Raw genomic sequence first — 16,304 nt, 5'->3', positions numbered from 1 at the left:
GATCGCTGTATTGCTGCTCGGACAGCGTGCGTGGTCGTGGCGCTCCCGTGACGTACCTGTCCCATACGGCTTCCTTCCATTCCAACGAAAGGATCGCACCATCAAACCGTGGGATCAAACAGCTAGGCGGCGGGCGCGTTCGGGTTCTTGCCGCCACTCTGGATCCAGCGGTCGATCTCCTGCTCCAGCACCGGCAGCGGCACCGAGCCGAGCCCCAGCACCACGTCGTGGAACCAGCGCTGGTCGAACGCGGTGCCGAGCTGCCGCTCGGCGTCGGCGCGCTTGCGCCGCAGCGTCATCTCGCCAAGCTTGTAGGCGAGCGCCTGGCCCGGCCAGCTGATGTAGCGATCGACCTCGGTCTCGATCTCGTGCTGCGACAGGGCGGTATGCTGCGCGAGATAGGCGATCGCCTGCTCACGGCTCCAGCCCTGGTGGTGGACGCCGGTATCGATCACCAAGCGACACGCGCGCCACATCTCGTAAGAAAGCCGGCCGAAATCTTCATAGGGCGTACGGTAGATGCCCATGACGGTGCCGAGCCATTCGGTGTAAAGCCCCCAGCCTTCGCCATAGCCGGAGAAATAGGTCTGGCGGCGAAAGGCCGGCCGGTCGGGACCCTCAAGGGAAATCGCCGCCTGCAGGCTGTGCCCGGGATTGCATTCGTGCAGCGTCAGCGCCGGGATCTGGTAAAGGGGGCGCGACGGCAGGTCATAGGTGTTCATCGAGCACGCCTCCAGCCCGCCGCGACCGGCGGTGTAGAAGGGCGCGATCGCATCCGGCACCGGCACGATGGTGAAGCGGTAGCGCGGCAAGCGGCCGATGGTGTTCTTCAGCTGGCCGTCGACCCGCTTCGCGGCATAGGCGGATACGCCCAGCAGCTCGTCCGGCGTGCGTGCATAGAATTGCGGGTCGGTGCGCAGGAACTTCAGGAATTCGGCCATGCTGCCCTGGAAGCCGGCCGCCGCCTTGGTCTTCTCCATCTCCGCGCTGATCCGCGCGACTTCCTTCAGCCCCAGCGCGTGGATCTGCTCGGCGGTGAGGTCCAGCGTCGTATATTCACGGATCTGTGCCTGGTAGAAGGCCTTGCCGTCCGGCATCGCCTCTGCCGCCAGCGTGGTGCGGGTTTTCGGCAGATACTCGCTTCGGAAGAAGCGCAGCAGCCGATCATAGGCGGGCGCCACCTGGCCGGCGATCAGCGCGCGCGCTTCTTCACGCAGCTTTGCCTGCTCGGCCGCCGGGATGCTCGACGGCATCGTCGCGAACGGCGCATAGAAGGGGTTCTTCTCCACCTCTGCCACCGCATAGGCGGCGATCGAGGAATCGCGGCCGGCGAGCGTCACCCGCGGCACGCTGAAGCCACGCTTCAGGCCCGCCCGCATGTTGGCGATCTGCTCGTCGAAGTAGCGCGGAACATCGCGCATGCGGCCGAGATAGCGCCGGTACTGCTCTGCACGGGCATAGGGCTGGCGCGCTGCGAGCCCGGACCAGAAATTGCTGTCCGCGTTGAGCGGCATTTCCCAGTGGCGGAACTTCTGGTTGGCGATGTTCGCCTCCAGCGTCGTGCGGAACACCGCAGCGTTGATCCGCTCCTCCGGCGAAAGCTCCGCGGCGGGGATCGCGTCGAGTTCTCGGGCGATCCCCTGCCAGTAGGTGAGCCGGCGTTGCTGGGTGGCGGCATCGACGTGGGGCAGGTGGTCGCCGCTCGCGCTCCAGCTGTCGTCGTCGGCGACGCGGGCGAACTCGTTCTGCCGCCATGCCCACTCTTTTTCGTAGAGCGTCCGCAGCCGTGCGTCGGCAGCGCCGGCGGGCACGCTCGTCTGGGCGAGCGCCGGCATCGGGGCGAGCGGAACGAGCGACAGCAGCACGGCAGAGGCAAGAAGGCGCATGGAGGAGCTTCCCCGGATTTCTGGAGTGGACGAACGTCAGGCGCGCGGCGGACGGGAACGCAGCCAGCCGGTGATCGCATAGCGGCGGTACGCAGCCTCCGGCGCGACGCGGGAGACGCTGTGAAGCTGCGGGACGGCGAAGACATCCAGCGTGTTGAACCCCGGAGACATGCCGCTGACCGCGCCGCGTTCCTCGTGAAAAAGCAGCAGCCCGCCCCACTCCGTCCGCCATTGCGGCGTGAGGCCGAAGACATAAGCCGCATGCCGGTGCTTGCCGGGAACCTCGTCGGTATGCCCGGTCAGGAAGTCCCCTGGGGCATAGGCCGTCGCCTGCCCGTCCGCGAAGTCGATCGCCTCCGAGCCGGTGAGCTGGCGAAGACGGTCGCGGGCGGCGCCGGCCGACATCCAGCGGGTGAAGGCTGAAAGCCCCGGATCGCCCGGATTGCCACCCCCATCGCCGTCGGTCAGGCGAAGCGTCTCGTAGCGGTACTGGAAGCCGGACCGGGCGCCGGCCTGTACCGCCGCCTCCAGTGCCTGCGCCTGCTCGGCCGACATGGCGGCGCGGGTGGCCCGATCGAGCTCGAACAGCTTCTCGCCGCTGTTGACCAGCTGGCGCCAGTCCTCGCGCCGGCGCAACTCTGCGTGAAGCAACGCCGACACCGGATCGGCGAGGAAGCCGTGGATGCGAATGCGCCCTTGCGCGGCAAACTCCGCCGCGAGCGCGGGCCAGTCGAGCGCGGGGTTGAGCTGGAGCCCTTCGAGCACGCTTACCGATCCCGGAACCAGCCGGTGATCGCATAGCGGCCGACCGGGGCGAAGGGAGGCACGTAGCTGACGTTGTGCCGCTGCGGCACGCGGAAGAGGTTCAGGCAGTTGAAGCGGGGTTTCATGCCCGCGATCACGTCGTCGTCATCGTCGTAGAACAGCAGATAGCCGCCCCAGTCGGGGCGCCATTCCCGGGCGAGGCTGAGGACATAGGCGACCTGCCGCCCCTCCTCGCCGGTGCCGCGGTCGTCGTGCATCGCGAGGAAGTTGTTGGGCGCGAAGAGCGTCGCCTGCGCATCCGCCTTGATGAGCGACGGCATGCCGGTGATCGCCCGCACGAAGCCGAGGAACTCGGGCGTGTTGATATATTCGAGGACCAGTTCCAGCGGGTGCCCCGGCGCCCATTTACCCAGATAGGCGTCCAGCATCGGATACTGGCCGTAGATGAAGCCATAGCCCCCCTGCCCCACCCCGGCACCGATCGACTGCCACAGGCGCCCGTGCTCGGTCCGCGGCATGGCACGCACCGCATCGGCGCGGACCGACTTCGGCGCCGATCCCGGCTCGCGATAGGCCAAACCGTACGGCGTCTGCCGCTGGATCACGTCGGCGAGCACATCGGCCGAGCGAGGGGTGAGCAGGTCGCGCACCTGCAAGCGGCCGGTTCCGGCAAACTCCCGTGCAAGCGCCGCGACATCTTGCGCGGGATTGAGGTCGAACAGCGGCAGGGGCTCATTGGGCATGCCGCCACCTTCCGGGGTCGGAGCCGAACATTCAAGCGCTTGTGTCCGTGGGCATGCGAAGTCCTGCTGGACAGGCGGGAGCAAAGCTTAAACCATGCGTCATGGACAGCAGACTTCTCCAGCGACTTGCGCGCGCGGAATCGGCATTTCGGACAGGCGATCTGAACGGCGCGCGCGCGGAACTGGAACCGGTGATCGCGCAGGAGAGCGCACCGGCGGCAGCCTTTCATCTGATGGCGCTCGTCGCGCGGCGGCAAGATCGCCTTGCGGACGCCGGCGAACTCTTTCGCCAGGCGCTGGCGCGCGCGCCCCAGGATGGGCAGATTAATAACAATTACGCGAACTTCTGTGCGCACGCGGGCGACATAGAGGCGGCGCTTCGGCATTATTCGGTCGCGGCAGGAGGCTCGGGAAAGGCAGCCGTCGACGCGCTGGTGAATCGCGCCGTGCTTCGGCAGCAACTTCAGCAGCTTGACGAAGCGCTGGCCGATGTGGATGCGGCGCTGGCCCTGGATCTGCGCGCGGCAAATGCGCACAGCATCCGCGGCGCCATCCTGCGCGACTGCGACCGGCTCGATGAAGCTGCGGCGGCATTCGACCAGGCGCTGTCGCTCGAGCCGACACGGCCGACCGCCTTGCGAGGGCGCGCGCGTGTCGGCCTGGAACGCGGGGAGGCGGATGCGGCGGCGCGGTTTCGCCACTGCGCGACGGCGGGTGCGGCAGGGCCGGACGTGCTGCTGGGACTGGCCAATGCCCTGGAGGCGGATGGCGATCCGGGCGGGATGGCCTTGCTGGAGGATGCGGTGATCCGGGTGCCCGAGTGGGTGGAAGCGCATGAGGAGCTTGCCCGCATGCGTTCCGAAGCCGGGCTCGCCGATCGCCTGACCGAGAGCCACGAGGCGGCGCTCGCGCGGGTTCCGGAGAGCGTCGCGCTGCACCAGTCCCGCTGGCGCCTGCTACATCGGGCGGGCCGGCACATGGAGGCGCTGGCAGCGCTGGAGGCGGCGCGAAGCACGCTTGGGCAGCGTGCGGAATGGCTGCTGGAGGAAGCCGATCTGGCGATCGAGGCGCGCAATCTGGATCGGGCGCACGGTGTGCTTGATGCCCTGCCGGACGCCGAAGAGACGCTGATGCCGCGGGCGCGGTGCGCATTGGCGCAGGGAGACGCGCAGCTCGCCGCCCGGCTGCTGGAGCGGCACGTGGCGGTGGATGCCGGAAGCGTGGCAGGCTGGGCCTTCCTGGATCTGGCATGGCGGCTTCTCGATGATCCGCGGCACCAGTGGCTGAGCAGGCAGCCCGGCCTATACGCACCCCGGCAGCTCGCCATCGACGCGGCCGAGCTGGCGCAACTGGCGGACCTGTTGCGCGACCTGCATCGAAGCCGGGCGCACCCCGTAGGGCAGTCGCTGCGCGGCGGGACCCAGACACGCGGGCGTCTGCTTGCCCGGACCGAGCCGCAGCTACGCCGGCTGAAGGCGCTGTTGCTGGAGGCGATCACGAGCCACATGGCCGCCCTTCCCCCGGCAGATCCGCGCCATCCGCTGCTCCGCCACCGGGAGACTCCTCCCCGTTTGGCCGGATCCTGGTCGGTACGATTGCGCGGTGCGGGCTTTCACGTCAGCCACATCCATCCGCGCGGGGTGCTGAGCTCCGCCTTGTATGTGAGTGTCCCGGTCGATCTCGATCGCGCCGCACGCGAGGGGTGGCTGGAGATCGGGCGCCCGCCGGACGCGGCGAACCTTCCGCTGGGGCCGCTCGCCCAGTTCGAGCCGCAGCCGGGACAATTGGTGCTGTTCCCGAGCTATCTGTTCCACGGCACCCGACCCTTTTCGAGCGGAGAGCGGCTGACCGTGGCCTTCGATGTGTTCTTCTAAGCCGGACAAGGAAATGGCCCGAGGTTTCCCCCGGGCCACACCCTTTTGCTCCGTTGCGCGAGCGCGTCAGAAGCGGAAGCGAACCGCCGCGTAGAAGTCGCGACCCAGCACATCATAGACGCCCGGGTAGGTGTTCGCCTGTTCCTGATCGTCGCCGATCAGCTGCGGCTTCACATTGCCGACGTTGTTGACACCAAAGCTGAAGTTGTAGGTGTCGGTCAGGTCGAACGAGAAGGCGAGGTCGATGTAGTTCTTCGCCTTGAGCTTCGGCACAGCCAGCTCTGCCGGATCGACGCCCGCGTTGGCGATCGAGTCCGCCTTAACGCTGGACAGGTACCGCCAACGCAGGCTGGCGGTCATCGGACCGTCGATGAGCGACAGGCGCGACGACCACTTGTACTTCGACTGCGGGGTGCCGCAGTAGTTCACACCAAAGTAGCCGGCGCAGGTGTACGCATCCTGCCCCGCCGCGGGCGCAAACTCATTCTTCTCCGTCCAGGTACCCTGGAAGAAGGCGTTGAGCTTGCTCTCAGCGCCGAACATTCCGAATCCCAACGTCTGGGTGTAGTCGGCCGACAGATCGATACCCGAGGTTTTCAGGCTCGCCCCATTGTAGTTGATGGCCGTGACAAAGCTCGGGTTCTGGATTGTGCCATCTTCGTTGCGCGAAATCGCCTGGCAGTAGACGTTGTTCACGTCCCGATAGACGTTGTAGCACAGGTTCAGAATGCCGCCAACGCCGCCGCCCAACGAGGCGATGACATTGTCCACCGTGATGTTGAAGTAATCGGCAGTGAGGTGGAAACCGGGTAGGAAGCGCGGCGCGAGCACCACACCGGCGGTGTAGGTGTCGGTGACTTCTTCCTGAAGGTTCGGGTTACCGCCGAACACGCCCTCGATCTGGGTAGCAGGCTGCAGCGACGTGCCGGAGCCCACCGCACCGGCGGGAACGCCGGTTGCGGTGCAGATGGCGACGAGCTCGGCGTCGTTCTGCGCACCCGGCGTTGCGCACGGATCGGTCGCGCCTGGGAAGCCATTCGACAGGCCGCCGAAGAGCTCGGCCACGTTCGGCGCACGCACCGCCCGCGAATACTGGCCCCGGAAGGTGATGTCCCGGATCGGCGCCCACTGCGCACCGCCCGTGTAGGTCCAGACGCCACCGACGCCGCCCAGCGAATAATCCGAGTAGCGGAACGCGCCGTTCAGTTCGAGACGCTCTGCGAACGGCATGCCGCCCAGCAGCGGAACCCGAAGTTCGCCGAACACCTCCTTGACGTTGTAGCCGCCCGCAGTCGGATCACCGCCATTGAAGCCCACGACGTCGCCTGAGGACAGAGCCTGATCGGGGATGAACTGGCTTTCCACCGAGCGATATTCGCCACCCAGCGCGAAGCCGACGTCCCCGCCGCCAAGGCCGAAGTCAAACAGCGAACCCGAGATGGATGCCTGCGCCACCTGCAGCTCGGAAATATCGGTGTTCTGCGTCGTGATCGAGATCGCGGAGATCTCCTCGGCCGAGATCAGGCCCGGGCCGAAGATGTTGAGGCGGTTCGCCAGCAGTTCGGCCGCAAATGCGGAGCGCGAGATGTTGCCGTACTGGATGTTCGAGTTCCGGGTACGGGCGTAGCTGTAATAGGCGTCATATTTGATGTCGCCGGTCACCGCGCCCGTGGTGCCGATCAGCACGCGGAACGCGTTGCGATCGTCGAGCGCCTGACGCGAGGAAACCGCGTTGGTGCGCGACGCGAGCGCGACGTTGACCACGCCCGGGTTGCCGTAGCGCGCCGTGCCGCCGGCCGCGATCAGCGCTGCGTCGATGGCAGCTTCCTGCGCATCGATGGCAGCCAGCGACGAGGCATCCGCCGTCGAGAGGAACGGGTTGTCCAGCGCAATGCCGAACGTGCCGCTGATCGGCGTCGCCGCCAGCTCGTTCTGAACGCGGTTGTTGACGAACGACACCTCCAGATACGGGTTGAACCACTCGTTCACCTCGTAGTTGGCGTAGGCGCCCAGCATCCAGCGTTCTTGCGGAACCTGGAGCAGGTTGTCCGGCGCGTAGTTGTAGTAGTCGTCGGTCGTGAACGGGCGCGACGTATTCGGGCCGGTGTAGTATTGACCAAGCGTACCGTTCGCCGACAGCGAACCCGCGCCGCGGGTGAAGTTCGTGCCGCCGGCGCAGGTCGCGCCGGTGCCACCCACGCAGACCGTCGACGGGTTCACGTAGAAGCGGCCGTTCGGGACCGACGGGCTGCCCAGCGGTACCAGGCTGGTGCCGTCGTCGCCCAGGGCAACAGCGGAGAAGTCGCGTGCCCCCTGGAAGATCGCGCCGCGCTGGTAATACTCACCATAGGCCGTGATGTGGCCGCGACCCTCGTCGAAGTCGGTGCCCATCGCGAGATAGGTGTCCCAACGACGGCCATCGCCTTCGCCGGTAATGCTGTACTGGCTGCCGGCTTCAACGCCGTTGATGTCGTTGCGGAGGCGGAAGTTGACCACGCCCGCGATCGCGTCCGAGCCATACACGGCCGACGCGCCGCCGGTAACGACGTCCACGCCGTCGATCAGGAACGCCGGGATCGTGTTGAGATCGACCACCTGGGAGGTGTCATAGAACATGTACCGGCGACCGTTGACCAGCACCAGGTTCCGATTGGAGCCCAGGCCGCGCAGGTTCAGCGTCGCGACGCCGCCACCAGGATTGTTCGAGAATCCGGTCGATCCCGGAATGACCTGCGGCAGCGTGTTCATTACGCTTTCGACGTTCACTGCGCCGGAAAGCTTGAACTCTTCCTGAGAAACAACTGCGAGCGGGCTGTCCGAAGTCAGATCGCGGCGTGCAATACGCGACCCCGTAACAACGATCGTTCCCTGGTTTTCGTCAACACTCTGGTTCGGCTCGCCGCTGCCGGTCGGGACGGCGCTGATGCCGACATTTTGGGAGGTTGAGGTGCTTTCCTGAGGCGCATCCTGCGCGAAAGCAGGAAAGCCGAGTGTAGCGGCGATCAATACCAAAGGTGCGGCGCCGGCGCGCAGCGCCAGGCGGCGTCCACGATTGTGATTCATGCAGTTCCCCTTCTGTTGCCCCCGAGCCAGACGGGCTCGAATCTTTCAGGATCATGCCTCTCGAACTTTTGTTCGTCCGCCTACGATGCACTGCACAAAAATAGTTGCAAGACTGCTTTCACGATGAAAGAAAATGGCGCGACACTGTCGCATAAATGCAACGTTCAGGAACAGCGCGTCGCCTTTGGCGCGCGTCGGGAGATCGAAGTGATGGCTTCCGCACATAGGGCTTTGGGAATGGCGTTCGGGCTGGGACTTGTGCTCGCCTCTCCCGCTGCCCTCGCCCGCCAGGCCGACCCGGGTCGGGCCGAGCCCCTGCAGGCCCTGCTCCAATGCCGCACGATCACCGACGCGGCGGCGCGACTGCGCTGCCTCGACGCCCGCACCGCAGAGGTGGAGGTGCTGCTGAACAAGGGGGATCTGGTGGTGGCGACCCGCACCCGGATCGCGGAGGCGCAGGCGGCGCAATTCGGGCGCAGCGCTCCCGCCCCGGCGATCGCGGTGCGCGAGCAGGAACAAGCGCCTCCTCCGCCTACCCGCATCGACACCAGCATCAAAGGCGTCAGCACGACGCCGGATGGGAAGTGGGTCATGGTGCTCGCCGATGGCGCGCGGTGGCAGCAGATCGACGGACGCATCCTGGCGCGCGATCCGAAGCCGGGAATGGCGATCGCAATCCGCCGGGCGGCAATGGGCAGCTATCTGGCGAATGTGGCGGGTCAGCCTGCCATGCGGGTACGGCGGGTGAACTGACCCTGCCGATGGCGCGGCCAGCCTCGTCTGGGCGGCTGGGCGCCGGTGCCGAATTCATGTTTTCTTCTGGGGGTTTGTGAATGTCGATCGGTGTCAGGTTTCTCGTCGCCCTGCTGCTTTGCTCTTCCGCCGCAGCGACTGCCCAGGGGGCTGCAGAGCCCAAAGTGGAGCGCGGGCGCGCGGGGGCCGAGGATCACAAGGACAAGATGAAGGAGCAGGCCGAGGCAGGCTGGGCCATTCCTCCGGTCGAGGAGCAGGAAGCGCGATCCAAGGGCCGGGTTACAGTCGGCGGCCGGTCGCTCGGCTATACGGCGACCGCGGGCACGCTCACCGTGCGCGACATCGAGGGCAAGCCGACGGCGAGCATGTTCTACACCGCCTACACACTCGACGGCACCAAGCCCGGCACCAAGCGCCCGATCACCTTCTTCTACAACGGCGGTCCCGGCAGCCCGACCTTCTGGCTGCACATGGGTTCCTTCGCCCCCGTCCGCCTGAAGACCACCAACCCGGAGTTCATCAAGCCGGCGCCCTATGATTTCGGGCCCAATGGCGAGACGCTGCTCGACAAGACCGACATGGTGTTCCTGGACGCGATCGGCGCGGGCTATTCCCGGCCGCTCGGCGATGCGAAGCCCGAGGCTTTCTACGGTGTCGACGAGGATGCCGACGTGTTCGCCCAGGCGATCCTGCGCTACGTGACGAAGAACGGACGCTGGAACAGCCCCAAGTTCCTGTTCGGCGAAAGCTATGGCACGTTGCGATCGGGTGCGCTCGCCTATCAGCTCCAGGACCGGGGCATGGCGCTGAACGGCGTGGTGCTGCTCTCCTCGATCATGAACTACGGCTATCGCCAACCGGGCCTCGACCAGCTGTACCTGAACTATCTTCCGAGCTTTGCAGCGACCGCCTGGTACCACCGCAAGCTGCCGAACCCGCCTGCCGACGTGGCAACGGCCGTCGCCCGGGCACGCGCCTTTGCGGTCGGACCCTATGCCGCGGCACTCGCCAAGGGGCAGACCATCTCGCCGGCAGAAGAAAACACGATCGCCGAGCAGATGAGCCAGCTGATCGGACTCTCGCCCGCCTTCATCAAGCAGGCGAACCTGCGAGTCGATCTGGCGCGCTTCCAGAAGGAGTTGCTGCGCGACCGGCGGCAGACCATCGGCCGGTTCGACTCTCGCTACACCGGGATCGATCCGGACGCGGCGGGCGAACGGCCGGAAACCGATGCCTCCTCGGATGCGATCAGCGGCGCGTTCATTGCGACTTTCCACGATTATGTGACCCATACGCTCGGCTACAAGACGGAGATGCCCTACCGGCTGAGCGCCCGAGATGCCGCCGGATGGACGTGGAACTGGCAGCACAAGGCGCCGGGACGTGGCTTTGGCGCCCAGAACAACCCCAACACGGCGCTGGACCTCGGCGCGGCGATGCGCGCGAACCCGTATCTGAAGGTGCTGTCGCTGAACGGGTACTACGACATGGCGACGCCGTTCTTCGGGACCGAAAACGACCTGGGGCACATGATGCTGGAGCGGTCGCAGCAGGGGAACCTCTCGTTCCGCTACTATCCCGCCGGGCACATGACCTATGTGAACCCGGAAGCGCTGCACCAGATGAAGGTCGACTTGGCGGGCTGGTACGACGAAGCGGTCGAGGCGGCGAGCAGCCCCGTGCCGCCGCAGGCGCCATCGCTTTCCGCGGGAGAGCCCGGGCAAGGGCCGAACTGAGGCTGGCGGTCGTCTCGGACACCCTTGCGCTTGCGGTGGCTGGACCGGCAGAGTGGGCGGATGACGTCCAGAACTCTTTCGTACCGCCGCTGTAGCACGCTTGCAGGCGCGGCGGCCGCCCTGCTCCTCTCAGCCACGGCAGGTGTGGCGCAGGAAGTTCCGTCGGTCTTTGCGGGGGCGGACCCCTCGGCCATGGTGGCGGAGGGCAAGATGTGGGTCTATCCCACCGGCGGGGATGGGCTACAGGCCTGGTCCACGGCGGACCGGCGGAACTGGAAGAAGCACCCGCTGCTGCGCCTGAGGGACATTCGCTGGACCAAGGCGGACGGCGCGCCGGTGCACTACCTCTGGGCACCGGACATGATCGTCGATCGCGGCCGCTACTATTTCTACTATTCGATCGGCCCGCAGAATCCGACGCCGAGCCGGCTGGGCGTCGCCGTCTGCTCCAGCCCTGCCGGCCCCTGCACCGACAGCGGCAAGCCGCTGCTGACCGGCGGCGACGGCTTTGAGGCGATCGACCCCACCGTGTTCATCGACCCGAAATCCGGACGCCCACTGCTTTATGCGGGGGGCAGTGCCGGTGCGAAGCTGCGGGTGTTCGAGCTTGCCCCGAACATGGTGACGATCGCGCGGGAGATCCCGGTCGAGCAGCCGCCGCACTTCACGGAAGGCGCGTTCGTGCACGAGCGGAACGGCATCTACTATCTTTCGTACAGCCACGGCCGCTGGAACCGCTCGGACTATTCCGTCCATTATGCGACCGCATCCTCGCCGACCGGGCCCTGGCAGTATCGCGGCGCGATCCTGACGGCCGATGCCAAGTACAAGGGCCCTGGGCACCACAGTTTCGTGCGGGATCCGAAAACGGGCGAGTGGCTGATCGTCTACCACCGTTGGGAAGGGCAGACCGGTGATGGTCCCTATGCCGGGGAACGCCGGGTTGCGATCCAGCAGATCCGCTATGATGCGTCCGGGCTGATCCAGCCGGTCAAGATGAGCGACTGACGCAGCGAGCGCCCTGCTCTGTCGGGCCGCTTGCACCAGGGAAGTCGCGGCGCGTCCGGCATTTGGAGGGCAGGCGCCGCTGGGCGTTTGATGCGGCGGCTTGCGGTGCTCCGTGCGGTACGGCGCGCGCAAGGCTGGCGCCGCGAGGCGAAGGGCTACGCTGACGTTCCGCAGCCGTCGCAGCTGGGCCCCGGCCTCCGCCGGAGTACGAAGTAGGTGAACTCTCCTACTTCGGCGTGAAGTCACGCTGGCAGGGGAGCCCCTCGAGCATCCGGCAACGAGAAGATCCTGGCCGCGGCCGAGTGCCGCCATAAAAAAGGCCCACCGGCGGGAGCCAGCGGGCCTTTTCTCAGGGCATCAGCGGGCGATCAGAGATCGTCTTCGCCGTCCTCGGCATCGGGGCCGGTCATCATTTCCTCGGCGACCTTTTCCGTACGCGCACGGATCGCGCGCTCCAGGCGGTCGCGGAGTTCGTCATTCTCCTTGAGGAAGGTCTTGGCATTCTCGCGACCCTGCCCGATGCGGACCGAGTCGTAGCTGAACCAGGCGCCGGCCTTCTCCACCAGTCCGGCCTTCACGCCCAGGTCGAGGATCTCGCCGATCTTGGAGATGCCCTCCCCGTACATGATGTCGAACTCGACCTGCTTGAACGGTGGGGCGACCTTGTTCTTGACGACCTTCACCCGCGTCGAGTTGCCGATGATGTCCTCACGGTCCTTGATCTGGCCGGTGCGGCGGATGTCCAGGCGGACCGAGGCGTAGAACTTGAGCGCATTGCCGCCCGTCGTCGTCTCCGGATTGCCGTACATCACGCCGATCTTCATGCGCAGCTGGTTGATGAAGATCACCATGCAGCGCGAGCGGCTGATCGAGCCGGTCAGCTTGCGCAACGACTGCGACATCAGGCGGGCCTGGAGGCCGACGTGGCTGTCGCCCATCTCGCCCTCGATCTCCGCCCGCGGCACCAGCGCCGCAACCGAATCCACCACCAGCACGTCGATCGCGTTCGAACGCACCAGCGTATCGGTGATCTCGAGCGCCTGCTCGCCGGTGTCGGGCTGGGACACGATCAGTTCGTCGATGTTGACGCCCAGCTTCTTGGCATAAACGGGATCGAGCGCGTGCTCGGCGTCTACGAACGCGGCGGTGCCGCCGTTCTTCTGCGCCTCTGCAATCACGTGGAGCGCGAGCGTGGTCTTGCCCGAGCTTTCCGGACCATAGACCTCGATCACGCGGCCGCGCGGCAGGCCGCCGACGCCGAGCGCGATGTCGAGCCCGAGCGAACCGGTCGAGATCGCCTCGACCTGCATCGCTTCCTTCTGGCCCAGCTTCATCGCCGAACCCTTGCCGAACGCGCGGTCGATCTGCGCGAGCGCCGCGTCGAGCGCCTTCTGCCGCTCGCCCGCAGCCCTGTCGTTGGTCGCTGCCATCTTGCTGTCGATCACCTTGAGGTTTGCCGCCATTCGTGGCCTCCATCGCTAGAGCAACCGCGCGAGCCGTTCAACGCGTTGTTCGCCATGTATTCCATTTGTTCCGCGAGAACAAGAGGCGAACTACATGAGACAGACGCGCCGCATCGCGCCCGTGGATGGAGCGCTCCGGACGTACAACAACTGGAAAAGCAGAACGGCGCTCAGCCGAGTTCGGTGAGCGCCTTCTCCACGCCATCCATGGTGAACGGCTTGGGCAACACCGGGCGGTCGCGGTGCGTGGGCTCCACCGCGTCGCCGGACCCACCGGTGGCAAGCACGAACGGAATGCCGGCAGCGGCAAGCGCGTCCGCGATCGGCCAGCTCTTCTCACCGCCGCGCAAATTGACGTCGAGGATCGCGGCATCGATGCCGCCCTCCTCGATCCGGGACAGCGCATCGCTGACGCAATCGGCGGTGCCGGCGACGGACTTGCCGAGGATGTCGAGGAAATCCTCGAGCATCATCGCGATCAGGGGCTCGTCCTCGACGATGAGGATACGCTGGGGAGCTGTCATGCCCGCGCGTCTAAGCAGATGACGGCACGAACGCCAAGCCTCATTTCGTTGCCAGAACGTCACGAGCAGCTTCGCCAAGCTGCTGAACGGAGAAGGGTTTCGGCAGAAAGGCGACGTTGCCGAGATCGATCGATCGGCGAAGCTGCTCCTCGGCATAGCCCGACATGAAGAGGATCGGCAGGTCGGGATAGATGCGCCGCACGTGCCGGGCCATGGTCGGCCCGTCCATCGCCGGCATCACCACGTCGGACACGAGCAGGTCGATCTGCGGATGGTCGGCGAGGAGCTCCAGCGCCGCCTCGCCATTCTCCGCCGTCAGCACCTTGTACCCCTGGCGCGTCAGCGCGCGCTCGGCGACCGAGCGGACCATGTCCTCGTCCTCCACCAGCAGGATCGTGCCGGTGCCCCAGATGTCGCTGGGGCGCTCCCGCCGCGGCAGCACCGGCGCGGGCGGAGCAGCGATCGCCGGCGCCGAATGGACGGGAAGATAGATGGTGAAGGAGGTCCCCTGCCCCACCTGCGAGTCGGCAAAGATATAGCCGCCCGACTGCTTGATGATGCCGTAGACGGTCGAGAGGCCGAGCCCGGTGCCCTTGCCCACTTCCTTGGTGGTGAAGAAGGGTTCGAAGATCTTGGGCAGCACGTCCGGTGCGATGCCCGTGCCGGTATCGGTGATCCGCACCGCGGTGTAGTCGCCGACCGGAAGCACCTCGTTCTCCATCGCCCGCACCTCGGCCGCGCCGATCGCCAGCGTCTCGATCACGAGGCGGCCGCGGCCGTTGGGGTTCTTGGCGACCATGGCGTCGCGGGCGTTGACCGCCAGGTTCACCACCACCTGCTCGAGCTGACCCGGGTCCGCGCGCACGGGACCGAGGTTGCGACCGTGCCGCACCACCAGCTCGACCGCCTCTCCCAGCAGGCGCTTCAACAGGTTCGACACTTCGGAGATCACGTCGGGAAGCTGCAGCACCTGCGGCCGGAGCGTCTGCTGGCGCGAGAAGGCGAGCAGTTGGCGGGTCAGGCTTGCCGCGCGATTGGAGTTGGCGCGGATCTGCTGGATGTCGTCATAGTCGCTGTCGCCGGGGGTATGGCGCATCAACATCAGGTCACAATGACCGATAATAGCGGTCAATATGTTATTGAAATCATGGGCGACGCCGCCGGCCAGCTGGCCCACCGCCTGCATCTTGGTCGCCTGGGCGACCTGGCGCTTCAGGCGCGATTCCTCGCCGGTATCCTTGAGGGTCAACAGCACCGCAGCGTCGCCGAGCCCCCGCCCGCCCCCGATGGTGAGCGCGATCGGCTCGTCGGGGTGGCTGATCAGCCGCACCGCCATGTCCGAGGCGTGCTGCGCCCCTCCCGCGAAACGACGAATTGCATCGGCAAGCGCGCCCTTGTCCTCACGGACGACGAGATCGCCCGGATAGAGCGGCGGCGCGTTGGTATTGACGCCGGTTGCGCGTGCAAAGGCGTGGTTCATGTGCAGGAAGCGCCCGTCGCGGTCGACCAGCGCCATGCCGACCGGAAGCAGCGAGACCAGCGCGCGCACGTGCCCCGCAGCGCCGCCGGAGATCGGCGCCACCGCTTCCGTCGCCTCCTCGTCGAGGAGCACGACCAGCATCGGTGCCCCTTCATCGGGAAGGAAGGGCACCTGGAGCAACCGCAACGGATTGCCGGAAGCCCCCTCGCGCTCGAAGCGGATGCGCCCCTCGCCGTCCGTCGTGAGGAAACGGGCGAAGTCGCGGCCGACGATCGAGCCTTCCTCATGCCCCAACGCGCGGGCACGCAGCACGCGATTGGCGGAACGGATGCGGCCGTCGGAGCCGAGCAGCGCGGCCATGATGCCGGCCCCGCCCAGTCGATCACCATGGGGGCCAGACAGCCACTGCTCCGCCTCGACGGACGCAGTGGCGCGGCCGCCACCAAAGAAGCGCCACACCAGCGTCCCGTCGCCGACGCGCTCGATGGCCGCTTCCAGCACATTGCCGTCCGCACGAATCCAGGCGGAGGCGCGGCCGTCGCGCCACGCGGCGCGGCCGGCGGCTGCAAGCTGGGCCGCGCCCTCCTCCTCCAGCGGCAGCCCCGGCGGGGTCGGATAGCCGCCGAACCGCTCGGCGAAGCGGCCGTTTGCGCAAACCAGTTGCCCTGCGCGATCGGTGACCGCGAGCGCTTCCTCGCTCGCTTCGGCAAGGGCGTGGGCGAGCGCCCAGTCGGCAGGCGGCGCCTCGACCGCAGGCACGCTCGAAAACCGGTACCAGGCGAACAGCGCCGCCGGCACGATCAGCGCCGCCGCGAGGAAGCCGGCCGCAAGCACGGGCTCCCCGGCCATCTTGAGGACGAGGAGCGCCGCGACGAGGCCGATGCCGAGCGCAACGAAGAACGGGAGACGGTCGACCTTGGCCGGGCCGTCGGTGGCGGTGGAAACGCGTGCCATCGCGGCGTGTTGGGCGCCCTGCCGGGCACCGTCAAGCGGGCCGGCCGCAGACCGG

11 protein-coding genes are annotated in these 16,304 nt (G+C 66.9%); 4 read left to right on the top strand and 7 right to left on the bottom strand.

Annotated features, from left to right (window positions below; genetic code table 11):
- Positions 1-122 precede the first annotated feature (122 nt).
- From MHZ35_RS13180 to MHZ35_RS13170, 3 genes are read right to left on the bottom strand one after another with little or no spacing between them, the layout of a single operon-like run.
- Entirely contained in the window at positions 123-1,886 is a 1,764-nt protein-coding gene (locus tag MHZ35_RS13180; RefSeq protein WP_446741053.1) for a DUF885 domain-containing protein, read from the bottom strand.
- Positions 1,887-1,922: 36 nt separating this feature from the next.
- On the bottom strand, positions 1,923-2,651 hold the full coding sequence (locus MHZ35_RS18150) for a 2OG-Fe(II) oxygenase (protein ID WP_239436070.1): 729 nt from the start codon (positions 2,649-2,651) through the stop codon (positions 1,923-1,925).
- A gap of 2 nt (positions 2,652-2,653) precedes the next feature.
- Positions 2,654-3,394 carry a 2OG-Fe(II) oxygenase gene (locus tag MHZ35_RS13170; RefSeq protein ID WP_239436069.1) on the bottom strand — a complete coding sequence of 247 codons (741 nt, stop codon included), beginning with the start codon at positions 3,392-3,394 and terminating at the stop codon, positions 2,654-2,656.
- Positions 3,395-3,495: 101 nt separating this feature from the next.
- Between MHZ35_RS13170 and MHZ35_RS13165 the strand changes: the two genes are divergently transcribed.
- Positions 3,496-5,268 (top strand): putative 2OG-Fe(II) oxygenase, encoded by a 1,773-nt coding sequence (locus MHZ35_RS13165; RefSeq protein WP_239436068.1) that lies wholly within the window; start codon positions 3,496-3,498, stop codon positions 5,266-5,268.
- A gap of 66 nt (positions 5,269-5,334) precedes the next feature.
- On the opposite strand, the gene MHZ35_RS13160 is transcribed toward MHZ35_RS13165, so the two are convergent.
- Positions 5,335-8,331: a TonB-dependent receptor domain-containing protein gene (locus tag MHZ35_RS13160; protein WP_274615954.1), complete on the bottom strand. Its 2,997-nt coding sequence runs from the start codon at positions 8,329-8,331 to the stop codon at positions 5,335-5,337.
- 210 nt (positions 8,332-8,541) lie between these two features.
- On the opposite strand from MHZ35_RS13160, the gene MHZ35_RS13155 reads away from it, so the two are divergent.
- From MHZ35_RS13155 to MHZ35_RS13145, 3 genes are all read left to right on the top strand, one after another.
- Positions 8,542-9,084 (top strand): hypothetical protein, encoded by a 543-nt coding sequence (locus MHZ35_RS13155; RefSeq protein WP_239436066.1) that lies wholly within the window; start codon positions 8,542-8,544, stop codon positions 9,082-9,084.
- An 80-nt stretch (positions 9,085-9,164) separates the two neighbouring features.
- Positions 9,165-10,820 (top strand): S10 family peptidase, encoded by a 1,656-nt coding sequence (locus MHZ35_RS13150; RefSeq protein WP_239436065.1) that lies wholly within the window; start codon positions 9,165-9,167, stop codon positions 10,818-10,820.
- A 60-nt stretch (positions 10,821-10,880) separates the two neighbouring features.
- Complete coding sequence (locus MHZ35_RS13145) at positions 10,881-11,828, top strand: family 43 glycosylhydrolase (RefSeq protein WP_239436064.1); 948 nt, start codon at positions 10,881-10,883, stop codon at positions 11,826-11,828.
- Between the two features lie 368 nt (positions 11,829-12,196).
- Here MHZ35_RS13145 and recA read toward each other — a convergent pair whose 3' ends face one another.
- The 3 genes from recA to MHZ35_RS13130 all read right to left on the bottom strand — a co-directional run bounded on the left by recA (position 12,197) and on the right by MHZ35_RS13130 (position 16,249).
- A complete protein-coding gene (gene recA, locus MHZ35_RS13140; RefSeq protein WP_274615952.1) occupies positions 12,197-13,291 on the bottom strand; it encodes a recombinase RecA in 1,095 nt (364 codons plus the stop codon).
- 170 nt (positions 13,292-13,461) lie between these two features.
- Positions 13,462-13,815, bottom strand: coding sequence for a response regulator (locus tag MHZ35_RS13135; RefSeq protein WP_125962084.1), 354 nt, complete (start codon positions 13,813-13,815; stop codon positions 13,462-13,464).
- A gap of 40 nt (positions 13,816-13,855) precedes the next feature.
- The gene (locus MHZ35_RS13130) at positions 13,856-16,249 is read right to left on the bottom strand and encodes a hybrid sensor histidine kinase/response regulator (RefSeq protein ID WP_239436063.1); all 2,394 of its coding nucleotides are present in this window, start codon (positions 16,247-16,249) and stop codon (positions 13,856-13,858) included.
- Positions 16,250-16,304: the final 55 nt, after the last annotated feature.

Origin of the sequence: Sphingomonas sp. ACRSK (genome assembly GCF_022346685.1) — a bacterium.
Classification (GTDB): domain Bacteria; phylum Pseudomonadota; class Alphaproteobacteria; order Sphingomonadales; family Sphingomonadaceae; genus Sphingomonas; species Sphingomonas molluscorum.
The sequence above is the reverse complement of the archived record's forward strand: the minus strand, read 5'-3'. Positions and strand labels throughout refer to the sequence as shown.

Excerpts from the sequence above, each read along its gene's own strand:
- MHZ35_RS13135 (WP_125962084.1), bottom strand. The coding sequence starts at position 13,815 with ATGACAGCTCCCCAGCGTATCCTCATCGTCGAGGACGAGCCCCTGATC.
- MHZ35_RS13145 (WP_239436064.1), top strand. The coding sequence starts at position 10,881 with ATGACGTCCAGAACTCTTTCGTACCGCCGCTGTAGCACGCTTGCAGGC.
- recA (WP_274615952.1), bottom strand. The coding sequence starts at position 13,291 with ATGGCGGCAAACCTCAAGGTGATCGACAGCAAGATGGCAGCGACCAAC.
- MHZ35_RS13150 (WP_239436065.1), top strand. The coding sequence starts at position 9,165 with ATGTCGATCGGTGTCAGGTTTCTCGTCGCCCTGCTGCTTTGCTCTTCC.
- MHZ35_RS13130 (WP_239436063.1), bottom strand. The coding sequence starts at position 16,249 with ATGGCACGCGTTTCCACCGCCACCGACGGCCCGGCCAAGGTCGACCGT.
- MHZ35_RS13155 (WP_239436066.1), top strand. The coding sequence starts at position 8,542 with ATGGCTTCCGCACATAGGGCTTTGGGAATGGCGTTCGGGCTGGGACTT.
- MHZ35_RS13180 (WP_446741053.1), bottom strand. The coding sequence starts at position 1,886 with ATGCGCCTTCTTGCCTCTGCCGTGCTGCTGTCGCTCGTTCCGCTCGCC.
- MHZ35_RS13170 (WP_239436069.1), bottom strand. The coding sequence starts at position 3,394 with ATGCCCAATGAGCCCCTGCCGCTGTTCGACCTCAATCCCGCGCAAGAT.
- MHZ35_RS13165 (WP_239436068.1), top strand. The coding sequence starts at position 3,496 with ATGGACAGCAGACTTCTCCAGCGACTTGCGCGCGCGGAATCGGCATTT.
- MHZ35_RS13160 (WP_274615954.1), bottom strand. The coding sequence starts at position 8,331 with ATGAATCACAATCGTGGACGCCGCCTGGCGCTGCGCGCCGGCGCCGCA.